Here is a 16492-nt window from a genome sequence, read left to right as displayed (position 1 = left end):
CCTTGCGCGGACCGTCAAAAGCCGATTCCGACCCCGGCCAGCGCGATCGCCAGGGCCAGCGCCGCGGTGCGCGCCGCCGGGCGCGGGGCCCACGACAGCATGCCGACCCACAGCAGGGCGCCGGCCGACAGCCAGCCCAGCCAGGCCACCACGCCCACCGTATTGCCCCACAGGCTGACGCAGGGCAGAAGGGCCAGGGCCAGCAGCAGCAGGCCGGCGCCGCGCAGCACGCGGCTGTGTCCGGCCGACGGGTCGCGGCCCCAGACCTGGTCGTAATGGCGCGGCATGGCCAGGCTCAGGCAGGCCATGCCGGAGTAGGTCAGCAGCAGGGCCATGCCGATGGCGTACAGGTCGTTGGAATTCATGCCGCTGCCTCTTCGTTTGCGCGGGGGATGCGCTGCGAGGGCGCCGTAGCGGGCCGGCGCCATAACCGCAGGGCCGCCCAGCCCGATAGTACGCCGAAAGCCAGGGCGCTCAGTTCGACGCCGGCGCTTTCCCAGTCGCCGCGCGCGATCTGCGCGTACAGGTGGTCGCCCACGGCGGCGTACGACATCAGCGGCAGCAGCAGGCACAGCGCCGACAGCAGGCCCAGCTGCATGATCCAGGCGCGGCGCGGGGCGCATAGCCAGGCATGCGGCAGCGTCAGCGCCCAGATCAGGAAGAAGACGCGCAGCTCCCAGGCGGCCCGGTCCTGCAGCGTCACCGGCAGCAGGCGATTGGCCCAGAAATAGCCGACGCAGGCGATGCCCAGCCCGGCCATCGCGGCCACGTTCAGTCCTTCGATCAGGCGGTAGACGCGCGCGGTGGCGGCGCCGAATTCGCCGCCGTGCCGGGCGCGGCGCTTGACCATGAAGAGGATGGCGCCGGTGCCCATCAGGGCCGCGCCGGCCATGCCGCAGATGAAATACAGCCATTGCATGGCCACGCCGCCGAACCTGGCCATGTGCAGGTCGCTCAAGACCTGGCGCGTGCGCGGCGCGGCGCCGCCCAGCACTTCGCCGGCCGGGCGCACGCGCAGCAGTTCGCCGTCGCCCGTGAACTCCGCCATGCCGGTGGTGGCGCTGATGTTGCGCAAGGTGTCGGCCGCCTCGTTCCAGCCGTACACGCCGATGCGCATGGAGCTGTCTTCGGGGTTGCGGATGACGATGGCGCGGGGGGTCTGCCCGATCAGGCTTTCGGCCCGGGCGACGATGGGCTCCAGCGCCGGCACGGCCTGGGCGGCGCCGCTGCGCGCGAGCATCGGCTCGCCTTCCAGTTCGGCCAGATAGACGCGCAGCGCCTGCGGGCCCTCGCCGTAGGTGGCGGAAACGGGAGCGGGCATGAGCGTCGCGCCGGAAATCACCACGCCGGTGTAGGCGATCATGAACAGAAAGGGCAGGGTCAGCACCGCGCTCGTATTGTGCGCGTCCAGCCACGAGCGCTGGCCCTTGTTGGCGCGGAAGGTGAAGAAATCCTTGAAGATGCGTTTGTGCGTGACCACGCCGGAAATCAGCGCCACCAGCATCGCCATGGTGGCGAAGGCCACGATCCACAGCCCCAGCCCGGCGTCGTGCAGGGTGTAGTGGAAGTCCACGAAGTGCTGGCCGCCCGGCGTGGCACGGCTTTCGGCCTCGTCGTGGTGCTCGTCCAGTTCGGCGCCGGTGACGGGGTCGAGCTCGGCGTCGGCGTAAAGGCCGTTCTTGTCGAACCAGTAAACCGTCAGCCCATTGTCGTGGTGGCGGTTGACCGGCCAGATTTCCCACATGCCCGCGCCGGCATGGTTGCGGGCCATGTAGTCCACCGCCAGCCCGAAGCGGTGGGCGCGGTCCACCGGCGCGCCTTGCCGCTCGGCGGCCGAGGCTTCGGCAGCCTGGTGTTCGGGCGTCATCCAATGGGTGATGGGTTCGGAGAACACGGCCAGCGAACCCGTCAGGAAGACGGCGAACAGCAGCCAGGAGAACCACAGGCCGACCCACGTATGGAGCCAGGCCATGGACAGGCGGAAACCGGATTTCAGGGTGAGCCTCTTTCTTGTGACGCCGCCGCGAACCGAGGCGGTCTGATTTTTATTGAGAATAATTCCGATTCTAAACTAAATGGGGCCAGTGTTGTCCGGTCCGGGGCTTTGTATTTTCTGCACCCGGTGCGCGCAGGCGCGGCGTGCGGGGCGGCGCGGGAACGCCGGTTGCTGGGGTCGCGCAGGTCGCCAGGCCGCCGGTACGCGGCGGCGGTGGCGCGACACCACACAGACAGAGGAGCGTCCAATGAAACGCAAAGCCGGAAATGCCGCGCAGATCGAGGAACTGCTGTATCAGGCCCTGGAAACCGAGATCGGGGGATTGAAAATCTACGAGACCGCCGTGACCTGCGCCGTCAATGAAGACCTGAAGCAGGAATGGCAGGACTATCTGGAAGAAACGCGCACCCATCGCCGCGTGCTGCTGACCGTGTTCGAGCAGCTGGGGCTGGACCCCGAGCGCGAGTCGCCGGGCCGCGAGGTCGTGCGCCATATCGGCGAGTCGCTGGTGAAGGCCATGAAGATGGCGATCGCCGCTGGCGACGCCGACGCCGCGCAGCTGGTCGCGACCGAATGCGTGGTGCTGGCCGAGACCAAGGACCACGCCAACTGGACGCTGATCGGCGTGATCGCCGAGCAGCACGGCGGCACCGAGGGCAAGGTGCTCAAACAGGCCTATGACGCGGTGGTCACCGACGAGGAACACCATCTCTATCACACCAAGGGCTGGTCGCGGGAGCTGTGGATCGAAGCCCTGGGCTATCCCGCCGTGCTGCCGCCGCCCGAAGAGGTCAAACAGGTGGAGTCCGCGATCGGCGCATCCCGCGCCGAGCAGTCCCGCGCCAAGATGCTTTAGGAGAACCGCCATGCCAGGGAAGAAACCAGCCAAGGCGGGCGCCGCGCCGGCCGTCGATAGCGCCTACCAGAACACCGACAGCGGCCCCGGCGCCGCGCCCGAGGGCGGCGCGCGCGGCCGGGCGCGCAGTCCGGCGGCCAGGCGGGCCGCGGCCGTGGACGCCGCCGCATCCGCGCTGGACCACAACGCCGGCAAGGCCGCCGAGTATGGCGAGGAAGGCGCGCGCTGTCCGTATACGGGCGCCAGCGTGTCTCCGGCGGACCCGGCCGCGGGCGCCAGCTCCCTGTCCGAAAGCGCGGACTCGCCCAAGACCGGCGGGCCGGCCGCGCCCGGCGTCAACGCCGCCGACGGCCGGCTGGCGCGCGTGCGCGCCGACCCCACGGGCCAGCCGCTGACCACCAACCAGGGCGTGCGCATCAGCGACAACCAGCATTCGCTCAAGGCGGGGCTGCGCGGGCCGGCGCTGCTCAAGGATTTCATCCTGCGCGAGAAGATCACGCACTTCGACCATGAGCGCATCCCCGAGCGCATCGTGCACGCGCGCGGCTCGGCGGCGCACGGCTACTTCGTCTGCGAGCGCGCCCTGACCGACCTGACCGCGGCCGCGCCGTTCGCCGAGGTCGGCAAGCGCACGCCGGTATTCGTGCGCTTCTCGACCGTGGCCGGCGAGCGCGGCTCCAAGGACACCGCGCGCGATGTGCGCGGCTTCGCGGTCAAGTTCTACACCGACGAAGGCAACTGGGACCTGGTGGGCAACAACATGCCGGTGTTTTTCATCCAGGACGCGATGAAATTCCCGGACCTGGTGCACGCGGTCAAGCCCGAACCGCACCACGCCATGCCGCAGGCCGCGTCCGCGCACGACACGTTCTGGGACTTCGTGTCGCTGATGCCGGAATCCACCCACATGCTGATGTGGCTGATGTCGGACCGCGCGATCCCGCGCAGCTTTCGCATGATGCAGGGCTTTGGCGTGCACACCTTCCGCTTCGTCAACGCCGACGGCGAGTCGCGGCTGGTCAAGTTCCACTGGAACCCCTTGCTGGGCACGCATTCGCAGGTCTGGGACGAGGCCGTCAAAACGGCCGGCGCCGACCCCGATTTCCACCGGCGCGACTTGTGGGAGGCCATCGATTCCGGCAACCCCCCGCAATGGGAGCTGGGCGTGCAGGTCTTTACCGAGGAAGAGGCCGAACGCTTCAGCTTCGACGTGCTGGACGCCACCAAGATCGTGCCCGAGGAACTGGTGCCCGTGGTGCCGGTGGGCCGGCTGGTGCTGGACCGCAACCCCGACAACTTCTTCGCCGAAACCGAGCAGGTGGCTTTCTGCGCGGCGCACGTGGTGCCGGGCCTGGACTTCACCAACGATCCCTTGCTGGCCGGACGCATCCATTCCTATGTGGACACGCAGATTTCGCGGCTGGGCGGCCCCAATTTCCACGAGATCCCGATCAACGCGCCGCTGGCGCCGGTGCAGAACAACCAGCGCGACGGCATGCACCGCCAGGCCATCCACCGGGGGCGGGCGGCCTACGAGCCCAATTCGCTGGGCGGCGGCTGTCCGTTCCAGGCCGGCATGGACGGTTTCGTGTCCTTTCCCGAGCCGGTGGCGGGCGACGAGCTGCGCGGCCATCCCGAGAAATTCGCCGAGCACTACAACCAGGCCACGCTCTTCTACCTGAGCCAGACCGAATGGGAGCGCCGCCACATCGCCAGCGCGTTCGCGTTCGAACTGAGCAAGGTCACGGTGCCGGCCGTGCGCCGGCGCATGGTGGCGTCCCTGCGCAACGTGTCCGACGAGCTGGCCGGCTCGGTGGCGCAGCGCCTGGGCATGGCCTTGCCCGATCCGCTGCCGCGCGCCTGCGAACCGCCGGCGCCCGAGGTCGAGGTCTCGCCCGCGCTGTCGCTGACCGCGCGGCCCGGAGACGGCGGCGCGGCCACGCGCAAGGTCGCGATCCTGGTGGCCGAAGGCGTGGACGCCCGCGCCGTGCGCGCCTTGGCCGACGCGCTGATCGCCGCCGGCGTGGTGGTGCGGCTGGTCGGCCAGCGCATCGGGCCGCTATCGGGCGAGGGCGAAGTGCTGGACGCCGACGCATCGCTCGACAACCAGCCCTCGGTGCTGTTCGACGGCGCCATCGCGCCCGGCGGCGCGGCAGCGGTGGAGCGTCTGCACGCCGACGGACGGGCGCTGGAATTCCTGCGCGACGCCTATCGCCACGGCAAGACGCTGATGGGGCTGGCCGAAGGCAAGCAGCTATTCGTTGCGGCCGGCATCGAGCCGGACGAAGCCGACGGCGGCCTGCTGCTGGTCGACGGCGAGCCGGGCAACAGCGCGCCGCTGTTTCTGGAGGCGCTGGCCCGCCATCGCCATCCCGAACGGGAGACCGATCCGCCCGCCGTCTAGTCCTGTCGCGTCCAGGCCCTCGTCCATCGGCGGAGCTTGACAACGTACGCGCGCCTGCCAATACTTGCTCGGGCAAGTCGGGGCGAGCGCGCGTGGCGCTTGCCGTCTTCATTCCAGGAGGCTGTATGCGTCGCGTATCCGTTTTGCCTGTCAAGTTTCACGGTTGGCTGTGGGCCAGCCTTTTTTTATGGGTGGCCGGTTTCTGTATGGCGACCCAGGCCCGCGCCGAGTCGGCCGCCGACATCAGCCGCGATGCGCGGGCGGCGCTGGAACGGCTGTACCAGCAGGAGCCCAAGACCCGGGTGCTGGGCGAGAAGGCGGTCGCCGTGCTGGTGTTTCCCAGCATTCTCAAGGGCGGACTGCTGGTCGGCGCCGAGAGCGGCGACGGCGCCCTGATCCGCGGCGGCAAGGTCCAGGCCTACTACAACATCACCGCGGTGTCCTTCGGCCTGCAGGCCGGCGCGCAGAAGTTCGGCTACGCGCTCTTCTTCATGAACGAGGCGGCGCTGAAGTTCCTGGACCAGAGCGACGGCTGGTCGCTGGGTTCCGGACCCACGCTGGTCATGGTGGACGAAAGCTACGCGGCCAGCATCACCACCACCACCCTGACCCAGGACGTGTACGCCGTGCCCTTCGGCGGACAGGGGTTGATGGCCGGGGTGGGGTTGCAAGGGTCCAAGATCACCTCGTTGAACCTCAATTGAGCGTTGGCGGCCCGGCGATGCCGGGCCGCGCTGTCATCGCGCGGATTGGTCAGCAAGAGCGTAGGCGCCTGGGTCGGCGCGGCCGCGCTTAAAATGCGCCTGTCGATGCGCGGCCCGTCGCCGCGCCACGCTGATGAAAGGCTCCCGCCATGCAACAAAATCCGCCCGCCGCGCCGCAGCCGCGCCAGAAGTTCGAAGCCCTTAGGCACGATTTGCAAGAGGCGCAGGCCCGGCTGTCCCGGTGGGGGCAGGTCGCGCAGGACTATGCGCAGCGGTACGCCGACGAGCTGGCGCCGCTGGAAACCATGGAAGTCGAACTGAAGGCCAGACTGGTTCTGTGTTTCGACCACGCCTGCAAGCAGAAGGAACTGAGCAAGGGGCAGCGCCAGCTGGCCTCCGAAATCGCGGCGCAGCTTGCCGACGAAACCCTGTGTTCCCTGGAGCTGGACGGCACGCCCGGGGAATGCGACCTCGCGAAGCTGAAGGCCGTGTACCGCAAGCACGCGGGCAGCGATTTCGACGCGGACTATGCCGATGAGCGCGGCGCCGCAGACGCGCTGGCCGAGGAGCCGCCCGCCGCCTTACCGCCGGCGGATGCGCCGGCCTTGCCGGAAGAGGCCGGGGCGCTGGAGGCGCGGCTGGCCGAGGTGCGGGCGGCGGTGGCCGGCGCCGAACGCGCGTTCAAGGCGCGCTACCGCTTCGACCCGGAACAGTCGATAGATCCGGCCGAGCTGATGGAGGACCTGGAGGCCGAGATCGCCGACGTGCGCGAATATATCGGCGAGCTGGAGTTCGAACTGGCGCAGTTCGTGGACATGCAGCAGGTCAAGGCCTGGCTCGATGCCATGAAACAGCAGATGGCGGCGCAGCGGCGGCGCGAAGCGCGCCGCTGAACGCATTGCGCGCGATTCAGGCGGCCGGGCGTCCGGGAGCCGGCGCGACGCGCATGACCGGCGCGGCGGTTTTGCCGGCGTCGGCGCGCGGCCGGATCATCATGGGGAAGAAGCGCCACAGGTACAGCGCGAAGCCCAGCGCCCACGCCGTGGCCGAGGCGTGCAGCAGGCCCAGCGCGGCCGCGGTGGGCAGCAGGGCGGCCAGGCGCAGCAGCGCGGCCAGTATCACCAGCACGTAGCTGGCGACCATGCTGCGGTCGGCGCGCAGCGGCCGGCCCAGGTGGCCCAGCGCGGTGCGCGTGGCCATGCCGATGATCAGCACCGAAAACCCGGCCACGCCGACCACGTGCGCGGGCCAGGCGGTGCGCAGCACGAAGCCGGCCAGCTGCGCCGCGCCGACCAGCAGGCCCACGCCCAGTCCGAAATAGCCCGCGTACAGAATCCACAGCAGCGGCACGCGGCGCGCGGCCCAGGGCTTCCAGGAGATCCATTGCACCAGCGCGATCAGCCCGGTCGCGGCCAGCGCCACGGCCGCGATCTGCGGACGTCCGGCCAGCAGGCAGGCGATGGCGACCACGCCCGTGCCCAGCTGCCAGTGGCCGCTGCGGGTATGCGGTGGAATGTCCAGGCCGGCCACGGCGCGCTTGGCGAAAAAGGGCAGGATGCGGCGCGCGATCAGCAGGGTCAGCACGGCCATGCAGAGCAGGCCGGCGTTGAAGTAGCGCATCAGCGCGAAGTAGTCGCCCTGGACCGTGGCCCACAGGTACAGCGCGTTGGTCAGGGCCAGCGCCACCAGCAGCAGCGGTATGCCGTAGTTGCGCCGGTTGCGCGTGATGGCCACGGCGCGTCCCAGCGCGGCCGCGCCCCACAGGAAGAACAGCAGATCGGCCAGCGCGGCGATGAGAAACGCGGGCCGGCCCGGCGCCAGGTAGCCCGCGCGCGCCACGATCCATAGCACGCACAGCGCCGCCAGGGCATTGCCGCGCAGCGGATTCCTGCCGGTCCAGTTGCCGCCGGCGGTCAGCAGAAAGCCCACGGCGATGGTGGCGACGAAGCCCCACAGCATTTCGTGCGCATGCCAGGGCATGCCGGCCAGCACGCCGTTGAGCAGGGACGGGGCATGCACCCACAGCAGCACCGAGGCCAGCGCCCAGAAGCAGCCCGCCAGATACAGCGGGCGGAAACCCATTTCGGTGAAGGCGCGCCATTGCGGGCGCGCGCGGCGCGAGTCCTGGTCGGGTTCGTCGATGGTCAGCAGCGTGCTCATGGGGGCCTGCGTTTTTAAAGGTGTATTTCAAATGCATATTAATACGCCGCACCGCGCATCGCCAGCTTGGCGAATTGATCCAACGCAAGCCCGGCCGCAACGGCGGGGTGACTAGTCACATCGACAGGCCGCTTCTGGTCGGCTGGCGAATGGTGCGCAAGGCGCGCCGTCCTTAGGCTTGGGGCAAGTCAGATTTCTTCGTGACCAAAGCGAGAATAACCATGGCAGCAACCAGTCATTCCTCGGCCGGCGCGCCGATGCGGGTCCTGATATCCAGCACGTTCGCCTTCACCATCTGCTTCGCGGTGTGGATGATCTTCGCCGTACTGGGCATACCCATCAAGACGCAGCTCGGCCTGTCCGAAACCGAATTCGGCCTGCTGGCCGCCATGCCAGTGCTGACCGGTTCGCTGGTGCGGGTGCCGCTGGGCATCTGGACCGACCGCTACGGCGGCAGACCGGTGTTCTTCGTCCTGATGCTGGTGGCCGTGGTGCCGATCTGGCTGCTGTCCTACGCGACGCAGTACTGGCAGTTCCTGGTGCTGGCGCTGTTCGTGGGCCTGACCGGGGGCTCGTTCTCGGTGGGCACGCCCTACGTGGCGCGCTGGTTTCCGCGCAACAAGCAGGGCCTGGCGATGGGCGTGTTCGGCGCCGGCAACTCCGGCTCGGCCATCACCAAGTTCGTGGCGCCCGCGCTGATCGCGGCCACCGCCGGATCGTGGATCATCGTGCCGCAGGTCTATGCGATCGCGCTGCTGGTGACGGCGGTGCTGTTCTGGCTGTTCTCGGCCTCGGACCCGTCGCACCGGGTGACCGGCGGGGCCAGCCTGTCGGCGCAGTTCGCCATGCTCAAGGACCCGCGCGTCTGGCGCTATTGCCAGTACTACTCGGTGGTGTTCGGCGGCTACGTGGCGCTGGCGCTGTGGATGACCAAGTACTACATCGGCGAGTACGGCTTCGACATCAAGCTGGCGGCGCTGCTGGCGGCCTGCTTTTCGCTGCCCGGCGGCGTGCTGCGCGCGGTGGGCGGCTGGATCTCGGACCGCTACGGCGCCTACAAGACCACCTGGTGGGTCATGTGGGTGTGCTGGGTCGCCTTCTTCATCCTCAGCTATCCGCAAACGCACTTTACGGTGCTGACCACCGCGGGCGCGCGCAGTTTCGATATCGCGCTCGGACCGGTCGTATTCACCATTCTGCTGTTCGTGGTCGGCATCGCCATGGCGATCGGCAAGGCCTCGGTGTTCAAGTTCATTTCGGACGAGTTCGGCGAGAACATCGGCGCGGTTTCGGGCATCGTCGGCCTGGCGGGCGGCCTCGGCGGATTCGTGCTGCCCATCCTGTTCGGCATCCTGCTCGACTACACGGGCGTGCGCTCCAGCGCCTTCATGCTGCTGTACGGCACGGTCTGCGTCTCTCTCATCTTCATGCATTTCAGTTTCCGGCCGGAAAGCGCGGCGCTGGCCCGGCAACACGCCACCTGATCCAACCTCAATCTGGGAGCACCTATCATGTCCACTCAAGTCCTGGCGCGCTGGGAGCCGGATAATCCCGGCTTCTGGAAACAGACGGGTTCGCGCGTCGCCAACCGCAATCTCTGGATCTCCATTCCCGCCCTGATGCTGGCGTTCTGCATCTGGATGCTGTGGAGCGTGGTCGTGGTCAACCTGGACCGCGCCGGCTTCATGCTGTCGAAGAACCAGATGTTCTGGCTGACGGCGCTGCCGGCGCTGTCGGGCGCCACGCTGCGCATCTTCTATTCGTTCCTGGTGCCGGTCTTCGGCGGGCGCAAGTGGACCGCCATTTCCACCGCCTCGCTGCTGATCCCCGCGCTGGGCATGGGCTTCGCGCTGCGCGATCCCACCACGACCTATCCGACCCTGCTGATCCTGGCGCTGCTGTGCGGCCTGGGCGGCGGCAATTTCAGCTCCAGCATGGCCAACATCAGCTTCTTCTTCCCCAAGGAAAAGAAGGGCCTGGCGACGGGGCTGAACGCCGGCATCGGCAACCTGGGCGTGTCGGTGGTGCAGTTCGTGGTGCCGCTGGTGATCTCCGCCAGCGTGTTCGGCGTGCTGGGCGGCGATCCCCAGACGGTGACCCGCGACGGCGCGCAGCCCAGCCTGTGGCTGCAGAACGCCGGCTTCATCTGGGTGATTCCCATCGCGCTGGCCTCCATCGCCGCCTGGTTCGGCATGAATGACATCGCCGACGCGCGCGCTTCCTTCGCGGACCAGGCCGTCATCTTCAAGCGCAAGCACAACTGGCTGATGTGCTGGCTGTACGTGGGGACGTTCGGCTCCTTCATCGGTTTTTCGGCGGGCTTCGCCATGCTGACCAAGACCCTGTTCCCGCAGGTCGATCCCACGGCCTACGCCTTCCTGGGCCCGCTGGTCGGCTCGCTGACCCGTCCGGTCGGCGGCTGGGTCTCGGACAAGCTGGGCGGCGCGCGCGTCACGCTGTTCACTTTCGCCGCCATGATCGCGGCGGTGCTGGGCGTGGTGGCCTACCTGCCGGGCGCCTCGGGCGCGGGCGACTTCAACGGCTTCCTGGCCATGTTCATCGTGCTGTTCGCGCTGACCGGCGTGGGCAACGGTTCCACGTTCCGCATGATCCCCGCGATTTTCCTGCGCGAGCGCATCCAGGCCGCCAAGGGCAAGGACGCGGCCGCGCAGAAGCAGGCGCTGGCCGACGCCGCCAAGGAATCGGCCGCGGTGCTGGGCTTCTCGGGCGCCATCGGCGCGTACGGCGGCTTCTTCATCCCGCGCAGCTTCGGCACCTCGCTGGAGATGACCGGCAGCGTGCAGGCCGCGCTGTACTGCTTCATTGCCTTCTACGCCACTTGCATGGCGATCACGTGGTGGTACTACGGCCGCCGCGGCGCGCCGGTGCCGTGCTGACCGGCGGGCGCTTGGCCGGGGTGACTAGTCATTCTGCCGCGCCCGGCCTATGCCACCGGGCAATGGTCCCGCAGACAGGCCAGGCCTAAAGTGATTGCAACCGCATCGATCGCATTACGCGCCGGCCGGGCCGGCGCTCTTGGAGAATAGAGAATGAGCCATTTTCTGGACCGCTTGAAGTTCATGTCCAGGGTGAAGTCCACCTTCGCGAACGGACACGGCGAGACGGTCAACGAAGACCGCAGCTGGGAGAACGCCTACCGCGCCCGCTGGCAGCACGACAAGGTGGTGCGCTCGACCCACGGCGTGAACTGCACGGGTTCGTGCTCGTGGAAGGTGTACGTCAAGAACGGCCTGATCACCTGGGAGACCCAGCAGACCGACTACCCGCGCACGCGGCCGGACCTGCCCAACCATGAACCGCGCGGCTGTCCGCGAGGGGCTTCCTACAGCTGGTACGTGTATTCGGCCCAGCGCGTGAAGTATCCGATGATCCGCGGACGCCTGATGGAAATGTGGCGCGAGGCCCGCAAGACCATGGACCCCATCGCCGCCTGGGAATGGATCAGCCAGGACCCGGCGCGCGCCAAGCGCTACAAGGCCGTGCGCGGCCTGGGCGGCTTCGTGCGCGCCGACTGGGACACCGCCACCGAGATCATCGCCGCGGCCAATGCGTACACGATCAAGAAGTTCGGCCCCGACCGCCTGATCGGCTTTTCGCCGATCCCGGCCATGTCCATGGTCAGCTACGCCGCCGGCGCGCGCTACCTGAGCCTGCTGGGCGGCGCCTGCCTGAGCTTCTACGACTGGTACTGCGACCTGCCGCCGGCCAGCCCGCAGGTCTGGGGCGAGCAGACCGACGTGCCGGAATCGGCTGACTGGTACAACTCGACCTATCTGATGGTGTGGGGCTCCAACGTGCCCCAGACCCGCACGCCCGACGCCCACTTCTATACCGAGGTCCGCTACAAGGGCACCAAGACCGTGGCCGTGTCCAGCGACTACGGCGAAATGGTGAAGTTCGGCGACATCTGGCTGGCCCCCAAGCAGGGCACCGACGCGGCGCTGGCCATGGCCATGGGCCATGTGATCCTGAAGGAATTCCACCTGTCCGGCGCCTCGGCCTATTTCCGCGACTACGTGAGCCGCTACACCGACATGCCCATGCTGGTGCAGTTGAAGGAGCGCGACGGCTGCTACGTGCCCGACCACTTCCTGCGCGCTTCGCACCTGGACGGCGCGCTGGGCGAGCAGAACAATCCCGACTGGAAGACGCTGGTCCTGGACGCCAAGAGCGGCGACCTGGTCGCGCCCAACGGAAGCATCGGCTTTCGCTGGGGCGAGGGCGCCGTCAACGGCGGCGAGAAGGTCGGACGCTGGAACCTGGAATCCAGGGACGGCGGCAGCGGCCGCGAGATCGAGCCCACGCTGACGCTGCTGGGCCGGTCCGACGCCGTGGTCGGCGTGGGCTTTGCCTACTTCGGCGGCGAGCATGGCGATCTGCAGGTGCGCAACGTGCCGGCGCGCCGCATCCGCCTGGCCGACGGCGGCGAGGCCCTGGTGGCCACGGTGTACGACCTGCAGATGGCCAACTACGGCCTGGACCGCGGCCTGGGCGGCGGCAACGTCGCCGGCAGCTATGACGACGACGTGCCCTACACGCCGGCCTGGCAGGAAAAGCACACCGGCGTGCCGCGCGCGCAGGTGATCCAGGTGGCGCGCGAGTTCGCCCAGAACGCGCACGACACCGAGGGCAAGTCCATGGTCATCGTCGGCGCCGGCCTGAACCACTGGTACCACATGGACATGATCTACCGCGGCATCATCAACATGCTGATGATGTGCGGCTGTGTGGGCAAGAGCGGCGGCGGCTGGGCGCACTACGTGGGCCAGGAAAAGCTGCGTCCGCAGTTCGGCTGGGCCCCGCTGGCCTTCGCCGCAGACTGGGTGCGCCCGCCGCGCCAGATGAACGGCACCTCGTTCTTCTACGCCCACACCAGCCAGTGGCGCCATGAAAAGCTGGACGTCACCGAAGTGCTCGGCCCCACCGCCGACCGCGCCAAGTACGCCGACCTCAGCATGATCGACCTGAACGCCCGCGCCGAGCGCATGGGCTGGCTGCCGTCGGCGCCGCAGCTGCGCACCAATCCGCTGGACGTGGTGGCCGAGGCCGACGCGGCCGGCAAGGACCCGGTTGCCCACGCCGCCGAAAAGCTCAAATCCGGCGAACTGCGCATGGCCTGCGAGAACCCGGACGACCCGGCCAACTTCCCGCGCAACATGTTCGTGTGGCGCTCCAACATCCTGGGCTCCAGCGGCAAGGGCCACGAGTACTTCCTGAAGTACCTGCTGGGCACGCAGAACGCGGTGTTCGGCGACGAGGCCCAGGCCATCCGGCCGTCCGAAGTCACCTACCATGAAGACGCGGCCCAGGGCAAGCTCGACCTGCTGACGGTGCTGGACTTCCGCATGAGCACGACCTGCCTGTACGGCGACATCGTGCTGCCCACGGCCACCTGGTACGAAAAGGACGACCTCAACACCTCGGACATGCACCCGTTCATCCACCCGTTGAGCGAAGCCGTGCAGCCGTTGTGGGAAAGCAAGACCGACTGGGAGATCTACAAGCTGCTGGCCAAGCGCTTCAGCGAGATCGGCGGCCCCTACCTGGGCAAGCGCCGCGACCTGGTGCTGACCCCGCTGATGCACGACACGCCGGGAGAACTCGGCCAGGCCTTCGAGCCCAAGGACTGGAAGCTGGGCGAGTGCGACCTGGTGCCGGGCAAGACCGCGCCGAGCATGACGGTGGTCGAGCGCGACTACAACGACATCTACCGCAAGTTCACCTCGGTCGGCCCCTTGCTGGACAAGCTGGGCAACGGCGGCAAGGGCATCAGCTGGAACACCGAGCACGAAGTGCGCGAGCTGGCCAACCTGAACGAGGCCGTGGCCGAAGCCGGCGTGAGCCAGGGCCGTCCGCGCCTGGACACCGCCATCGACGCCGCCGAGATGATCCTGACCTTCGCGCCCGAGACCAACGGCCACGTGTCGGTCAAGGCCTGGGAGGCGCTGGGCAAGATCACCGGCCGCGACCATACCCACCTGGCGCTGGGCCGCGAACACGACAAAATCCGCTTCCGCGACATCGTGGCGCAACCGCGCAAGATCATCTCGGCCCCGACCTGGTCGGGCCTGGAAAGCGAGGAAGTCAGCTACAACGCCGGCTACACCAACGTGCACGAGCTGATTCCGTGGCGCACGCTGACCGGCCGCCAGCAGTTCTACCAGGACCACCGCTGGATGCTGGACTTCGGCGAAGGCTTCTGCGTGTACAAGCCGGCCATCGACACCAAGACGGTGGCGCCCATGCTGGGCCGCTACCCGAACGGCGAGAAGGAACTCGTGCTGAACTGGATCACGCCGCATCAGAAGTGGGGCATCCACAGCACGTACTCCGACAACCTGCGCATGCTCACGCTCAGCCGCGGCGGCCCCCACGTCTGGGTGTCGGAAACCGAGGCCCGGCAGGCCGGGCTGGTCGACAACGACTGGGTCGAGGTGTTCAACGTGAACGGCACGCTGACCGCCCGCGTGGTGGTCAGCCAGCGCGTGCCGGTGGGCATGTGTCTGATGTACCACGCGCAGGAAAAGATCGTGAACGTGCCCGGCGCCGAAACCAGCGGCAAGCGCGGCGGCATCCACAACTCGGTCACGCGCACGGTGCTCAAGCCCACCCACATGATCGGCGGCTACGCCCAGCAGGCCTATGGCTTCAATTACTACGGCACGGTGGGCGCCAACCGCGACGAGTTCGTGGTGCTGCGCAAGATGAAAAAGGTGGACTGGCTGGAAGGCCCGCTCGTCGAAGAATCGCAAGAGGAAGAGAAGCAATCATGAGGATACGCGCCCAAATCGGCATGGTGCTGAACCTGGACAAGTGCATCGGCTGCCACACTTGCTCGGTCACCTGCAAGAACGTCTGGACCAGCCGCGACGGCGTCGAGTACGCCTGGTTCAACAACGTCGAGACCAAGCCCGGCATCGGCTATCCCAAGGAATGGGAGAACCAGGCCAAGTGGAAGGGCGGCTGGGTCCGCAACGCCGCTGGCAAGCTCGAACCGCGCCAGGGCAGCAAGGTGCGCATCCTGGCCAACCTGTTCGCCAACCCGAACCTGCCGCAGATCGACGACTACTACGAGCCGTTCACCTTCGACTACGAGCACCTGAAGAACGCGCCGCTGTCGCAGACGCCACCGACGGCGCGGCCGGTGTCGGTGCTGACCGGCCAGAAGATGGACAAGATCCACTGGGGCCCGAACTGGGAAGACGACCTGGGCGGCGAGTTCAGCGCGCGCAGCCGCGACGCGCTGTTCGAGGGCGTGCAGAAAGAGATGTACTCGACCTTCGAGAACACCTTCATGATGTACCTGCCGCGCCTGTGCGAGCACTGCCTGAACCCGACCTGCGTGGCAAGCTGTCCGTCCGGCTCGATCTACAAGCGCGAAGACGACGGCATCGTGCTGGTCGACCAGGACAAGTGCCGCGGCTGGCGCATGTGCATCTCGGGCTGCCCGTACAAGAAGATCTACTACAACTGGAACAGCGGCAAGGCCGAGAAGTGCACCTTCTGCTATCCGCGCATCGAGGCCGGCCAGCCCACGGTCTGCTCGGAAACCTGCGTGGGCCGCATCCGCTACCTGGGCGTGCTGCTGTACGACGCCGACCGCATCGAGTCCGCGGCGTCCGTGGCCAGCGAGCAGGACCTGTACGAATCGCAGCTCGGCCTCTTCCTGGACCCGCACTCGCCCGAGGTCATCGCCGCCGCGCGCGAGCAGGGCATCCCGGAAGCCTGGCTGGAGGCCGCGCGCAATTCGCCGGTCTACAAGATGGCGGTGCAATGGCGCGTCGCCTTCCCGCTGCACCCGGAATACCGCACGCTTCCGATGGTCTGGTACATCCCGCCGCTGTCGCCGATCCAGTCGGCCGCCGAGTCGGGCAAGATGCCGCAGCGCACCCTGGGCAAGACCGCCATCATCCCGGACGTCTCCAGCCTGCGCATTCCGGTGCGCTACCTGGCCAACCTGCTGACCGCCGGCAAGGAGGCCCCGGTGCTGCTGGCGCTGGAACGCATGCTGGCCATGCGCGCCTACAAGCGTTCGGAAACCGTGCATGGCGAGCGCGACACCAGCGTGCTGGCGCCGGTCGGGCTGTCCGAGGAAATGGTGCAGGACATGTACAAGATCATGGCCATCGCCGACTACGAGGACCGCTTCGTCATTCCGTCCAGCCACAAGGAGATGGTCGAGGACAGCTTCAACGAGAAGGGCAGCTGCGGCTTCACCTTCGGCAACGGCTGCTCGGGCGGCGCTTCGGACAGCACCCTGTTCGGCCGCAAGCCGCAGGGCAGCGAGATCTTCATCGAGATGCCGAAATCCCGCAAGAAGAAGGCCGCTTCGGTCTAGGAAAGGAGAAAAC

Annotated in this window: 11 protein-coding genes; 8 read left to right on the top strand and 3 right to left on the bottom strand. The window is 67.9% G+C overall.

Annotated features, from left to right (window positions below; all coding sequences use genetic code 11):
- Positions 1-14 precede the first annotated feature (14 nt).
- Positions 15-365, bottom strand: coding sequence for a DUF3325 domain-containing protein (locus AC1IQ6_RS14760; protein WP_102771039.1), 351 nt, complete (start codon positions 363-365; stop codon positions 15-17).
- The gene (locus tag AC1IQ6_RS14755) at positions 362-1972 is read right to left on the bottom strand and encodes a PepSY-associated TM helix domain-containing protein (RefSeq protein WP_485864831.1); all 1611 of its coding nucleotides are present in this window, start codon (positions 1970-1972) and stop codon (positions 362-364) included. The genes AC1IQ6_RS14760 and AC1IQ6_RS14755 overlap by 4 nt, the downstream gene beginning before the upstream one ends.
- A gap of 271 nt (positions 1973-2243) precedes the next feature.
- Between AC1IQ6_RS14755 and AC1IQ6_RS14750 the strand changes: the two genes are divergently transcribed.
- The 4 genes from AC1IQ6_RS14750 (at position 2244) to AC1IQ6_RS14735 (ending at position 6853) form a co-directional block, all read left to right on the top strand.
- Positions 2244-2852 (top strand): hypothetical protein, encoded by a 609-nt coding sequence (locus AC1IQ6_RS14750; RefSeq protein WP_102771041.1) that lies wholly within the window; start codon positions 2244-2246, stop codon positions 2850-2852.
- 10 nt (positions 2853-2862) lie between these two features.
- Positions 2863-5256 carry a catalase gene (locus tag AC1IQ6_RS14745; protein ID WP_485864830.1) on the top strand — a complete coding sequence of 798 codons (2394 nt, stop codon included), beginning with the start codon at positions 2863-2865 and terminating at the stop codon, positions 5254-5256.
- 206 nt (positions 5257-5462) lie between these two features.
- The gene (locus AC1IQ6_RS14740) at positions 5463-5960 is read left to right on the top strand and encodes a lipid-binding SYLF domain-containing protein (RefSeq protein ID WP_246842386.1); all 498 of its coding nucleotides are present in this window, start codon (positions 5463-5465) and stop codon (positions 5958-5960) included.
- A 149-nt stretch (positions 5961-6109) separates the two neighbouring features.
- Complete coding sequence (locus AC1IQ6_RS14735; RefSeq protein WP_485864829.1) at positions 6110-6853, top strand: hypothetical protein; 744 nt, start codon at positions 6110-6112, stop codon at positions 6851-6853.
- A 16-nt stretch (positions 6854-6869) separates the two neighbouring features.
- Here AC1IQ6_RS14735 and AC1IQ6_RS14730 read toward each other — a convergent pair whose 3' ends face one another.
- Entirely contained in the window at positions 6870-8120 is a 1251-nt protein-coding gene (locus tag AC1IQ6_RS14730; RefSeq protein ID WP_485864828.1) for an NnrS family protein, read from the bottom strand.
- Positions 8121-8341: 221 nt separating this feature from the next.
- Between AC1IQ6_RS14730 and AC1IQ6_RS14725 the strand changes: the two genes are divergently transcribed.
- The 4 genes from AC1IQ6_RS14725 (at position 8342) to narH (ending at position 16479) form a co-directional block, all read left to right on the top strand.
- Positions 8342-9604, top strand: coding sequence for an MFS transporter (locus tag AC1IQ6_RS14725; protein WP_209166556.1), 1263 nt, complete (start codon positions 8342-8344; stop codon positions 9602-9604).
- Positions 9605-9631: 27 nt separating this feature from the next.
- A complete protein-coding gene (locus AC1IQ6_RS14720) occupies positions 9632-11017 on the top strand; it encodes a NarK family nitrate/nitrite MFS transporter (protein WP_485864827.1) in 1386 nt (461 codons plus the stop codon).
- Positions 11018-11170: 153 nt separating this feature from the next.
- Positions 11171-14914 carry a nitrate reductase subunit alpha gene (locus tag AC1IQ6_RS14715; RefSeq protein WP_485864826.1) on the top strand — a complete coding sequence of 1248 codons (3744 nt, stop codon included), beginning with the start codon at positions 11171-11173 and terminating at the stop codon, positions 14912-14914.
- Positions 14911-16479: a nitrate reductase subunit beta gene (narH, locus tag AC1IQ6_RS14710; RefSeq protein ID WP_485864825.1), complete on the top strand. Its 1569-nt coding sequence runs from the start codon at positions 14911-14913 to the stop codon at positions 16477-16479. The genes AC1IQ6_RS14715 and narH overlap by 4 nt, the downstream gene beginning before the upstream one ends.
- The last annotated feature ends 13 nt before the right edge of the window (positions 16480-16492 follow it).

The organism is Achromobacter sp. MUI-25009338 (assembly GCF_057359325.1).
This window is presented reverse-complemented; position numbering and strand designations above follow the sequence as displayed.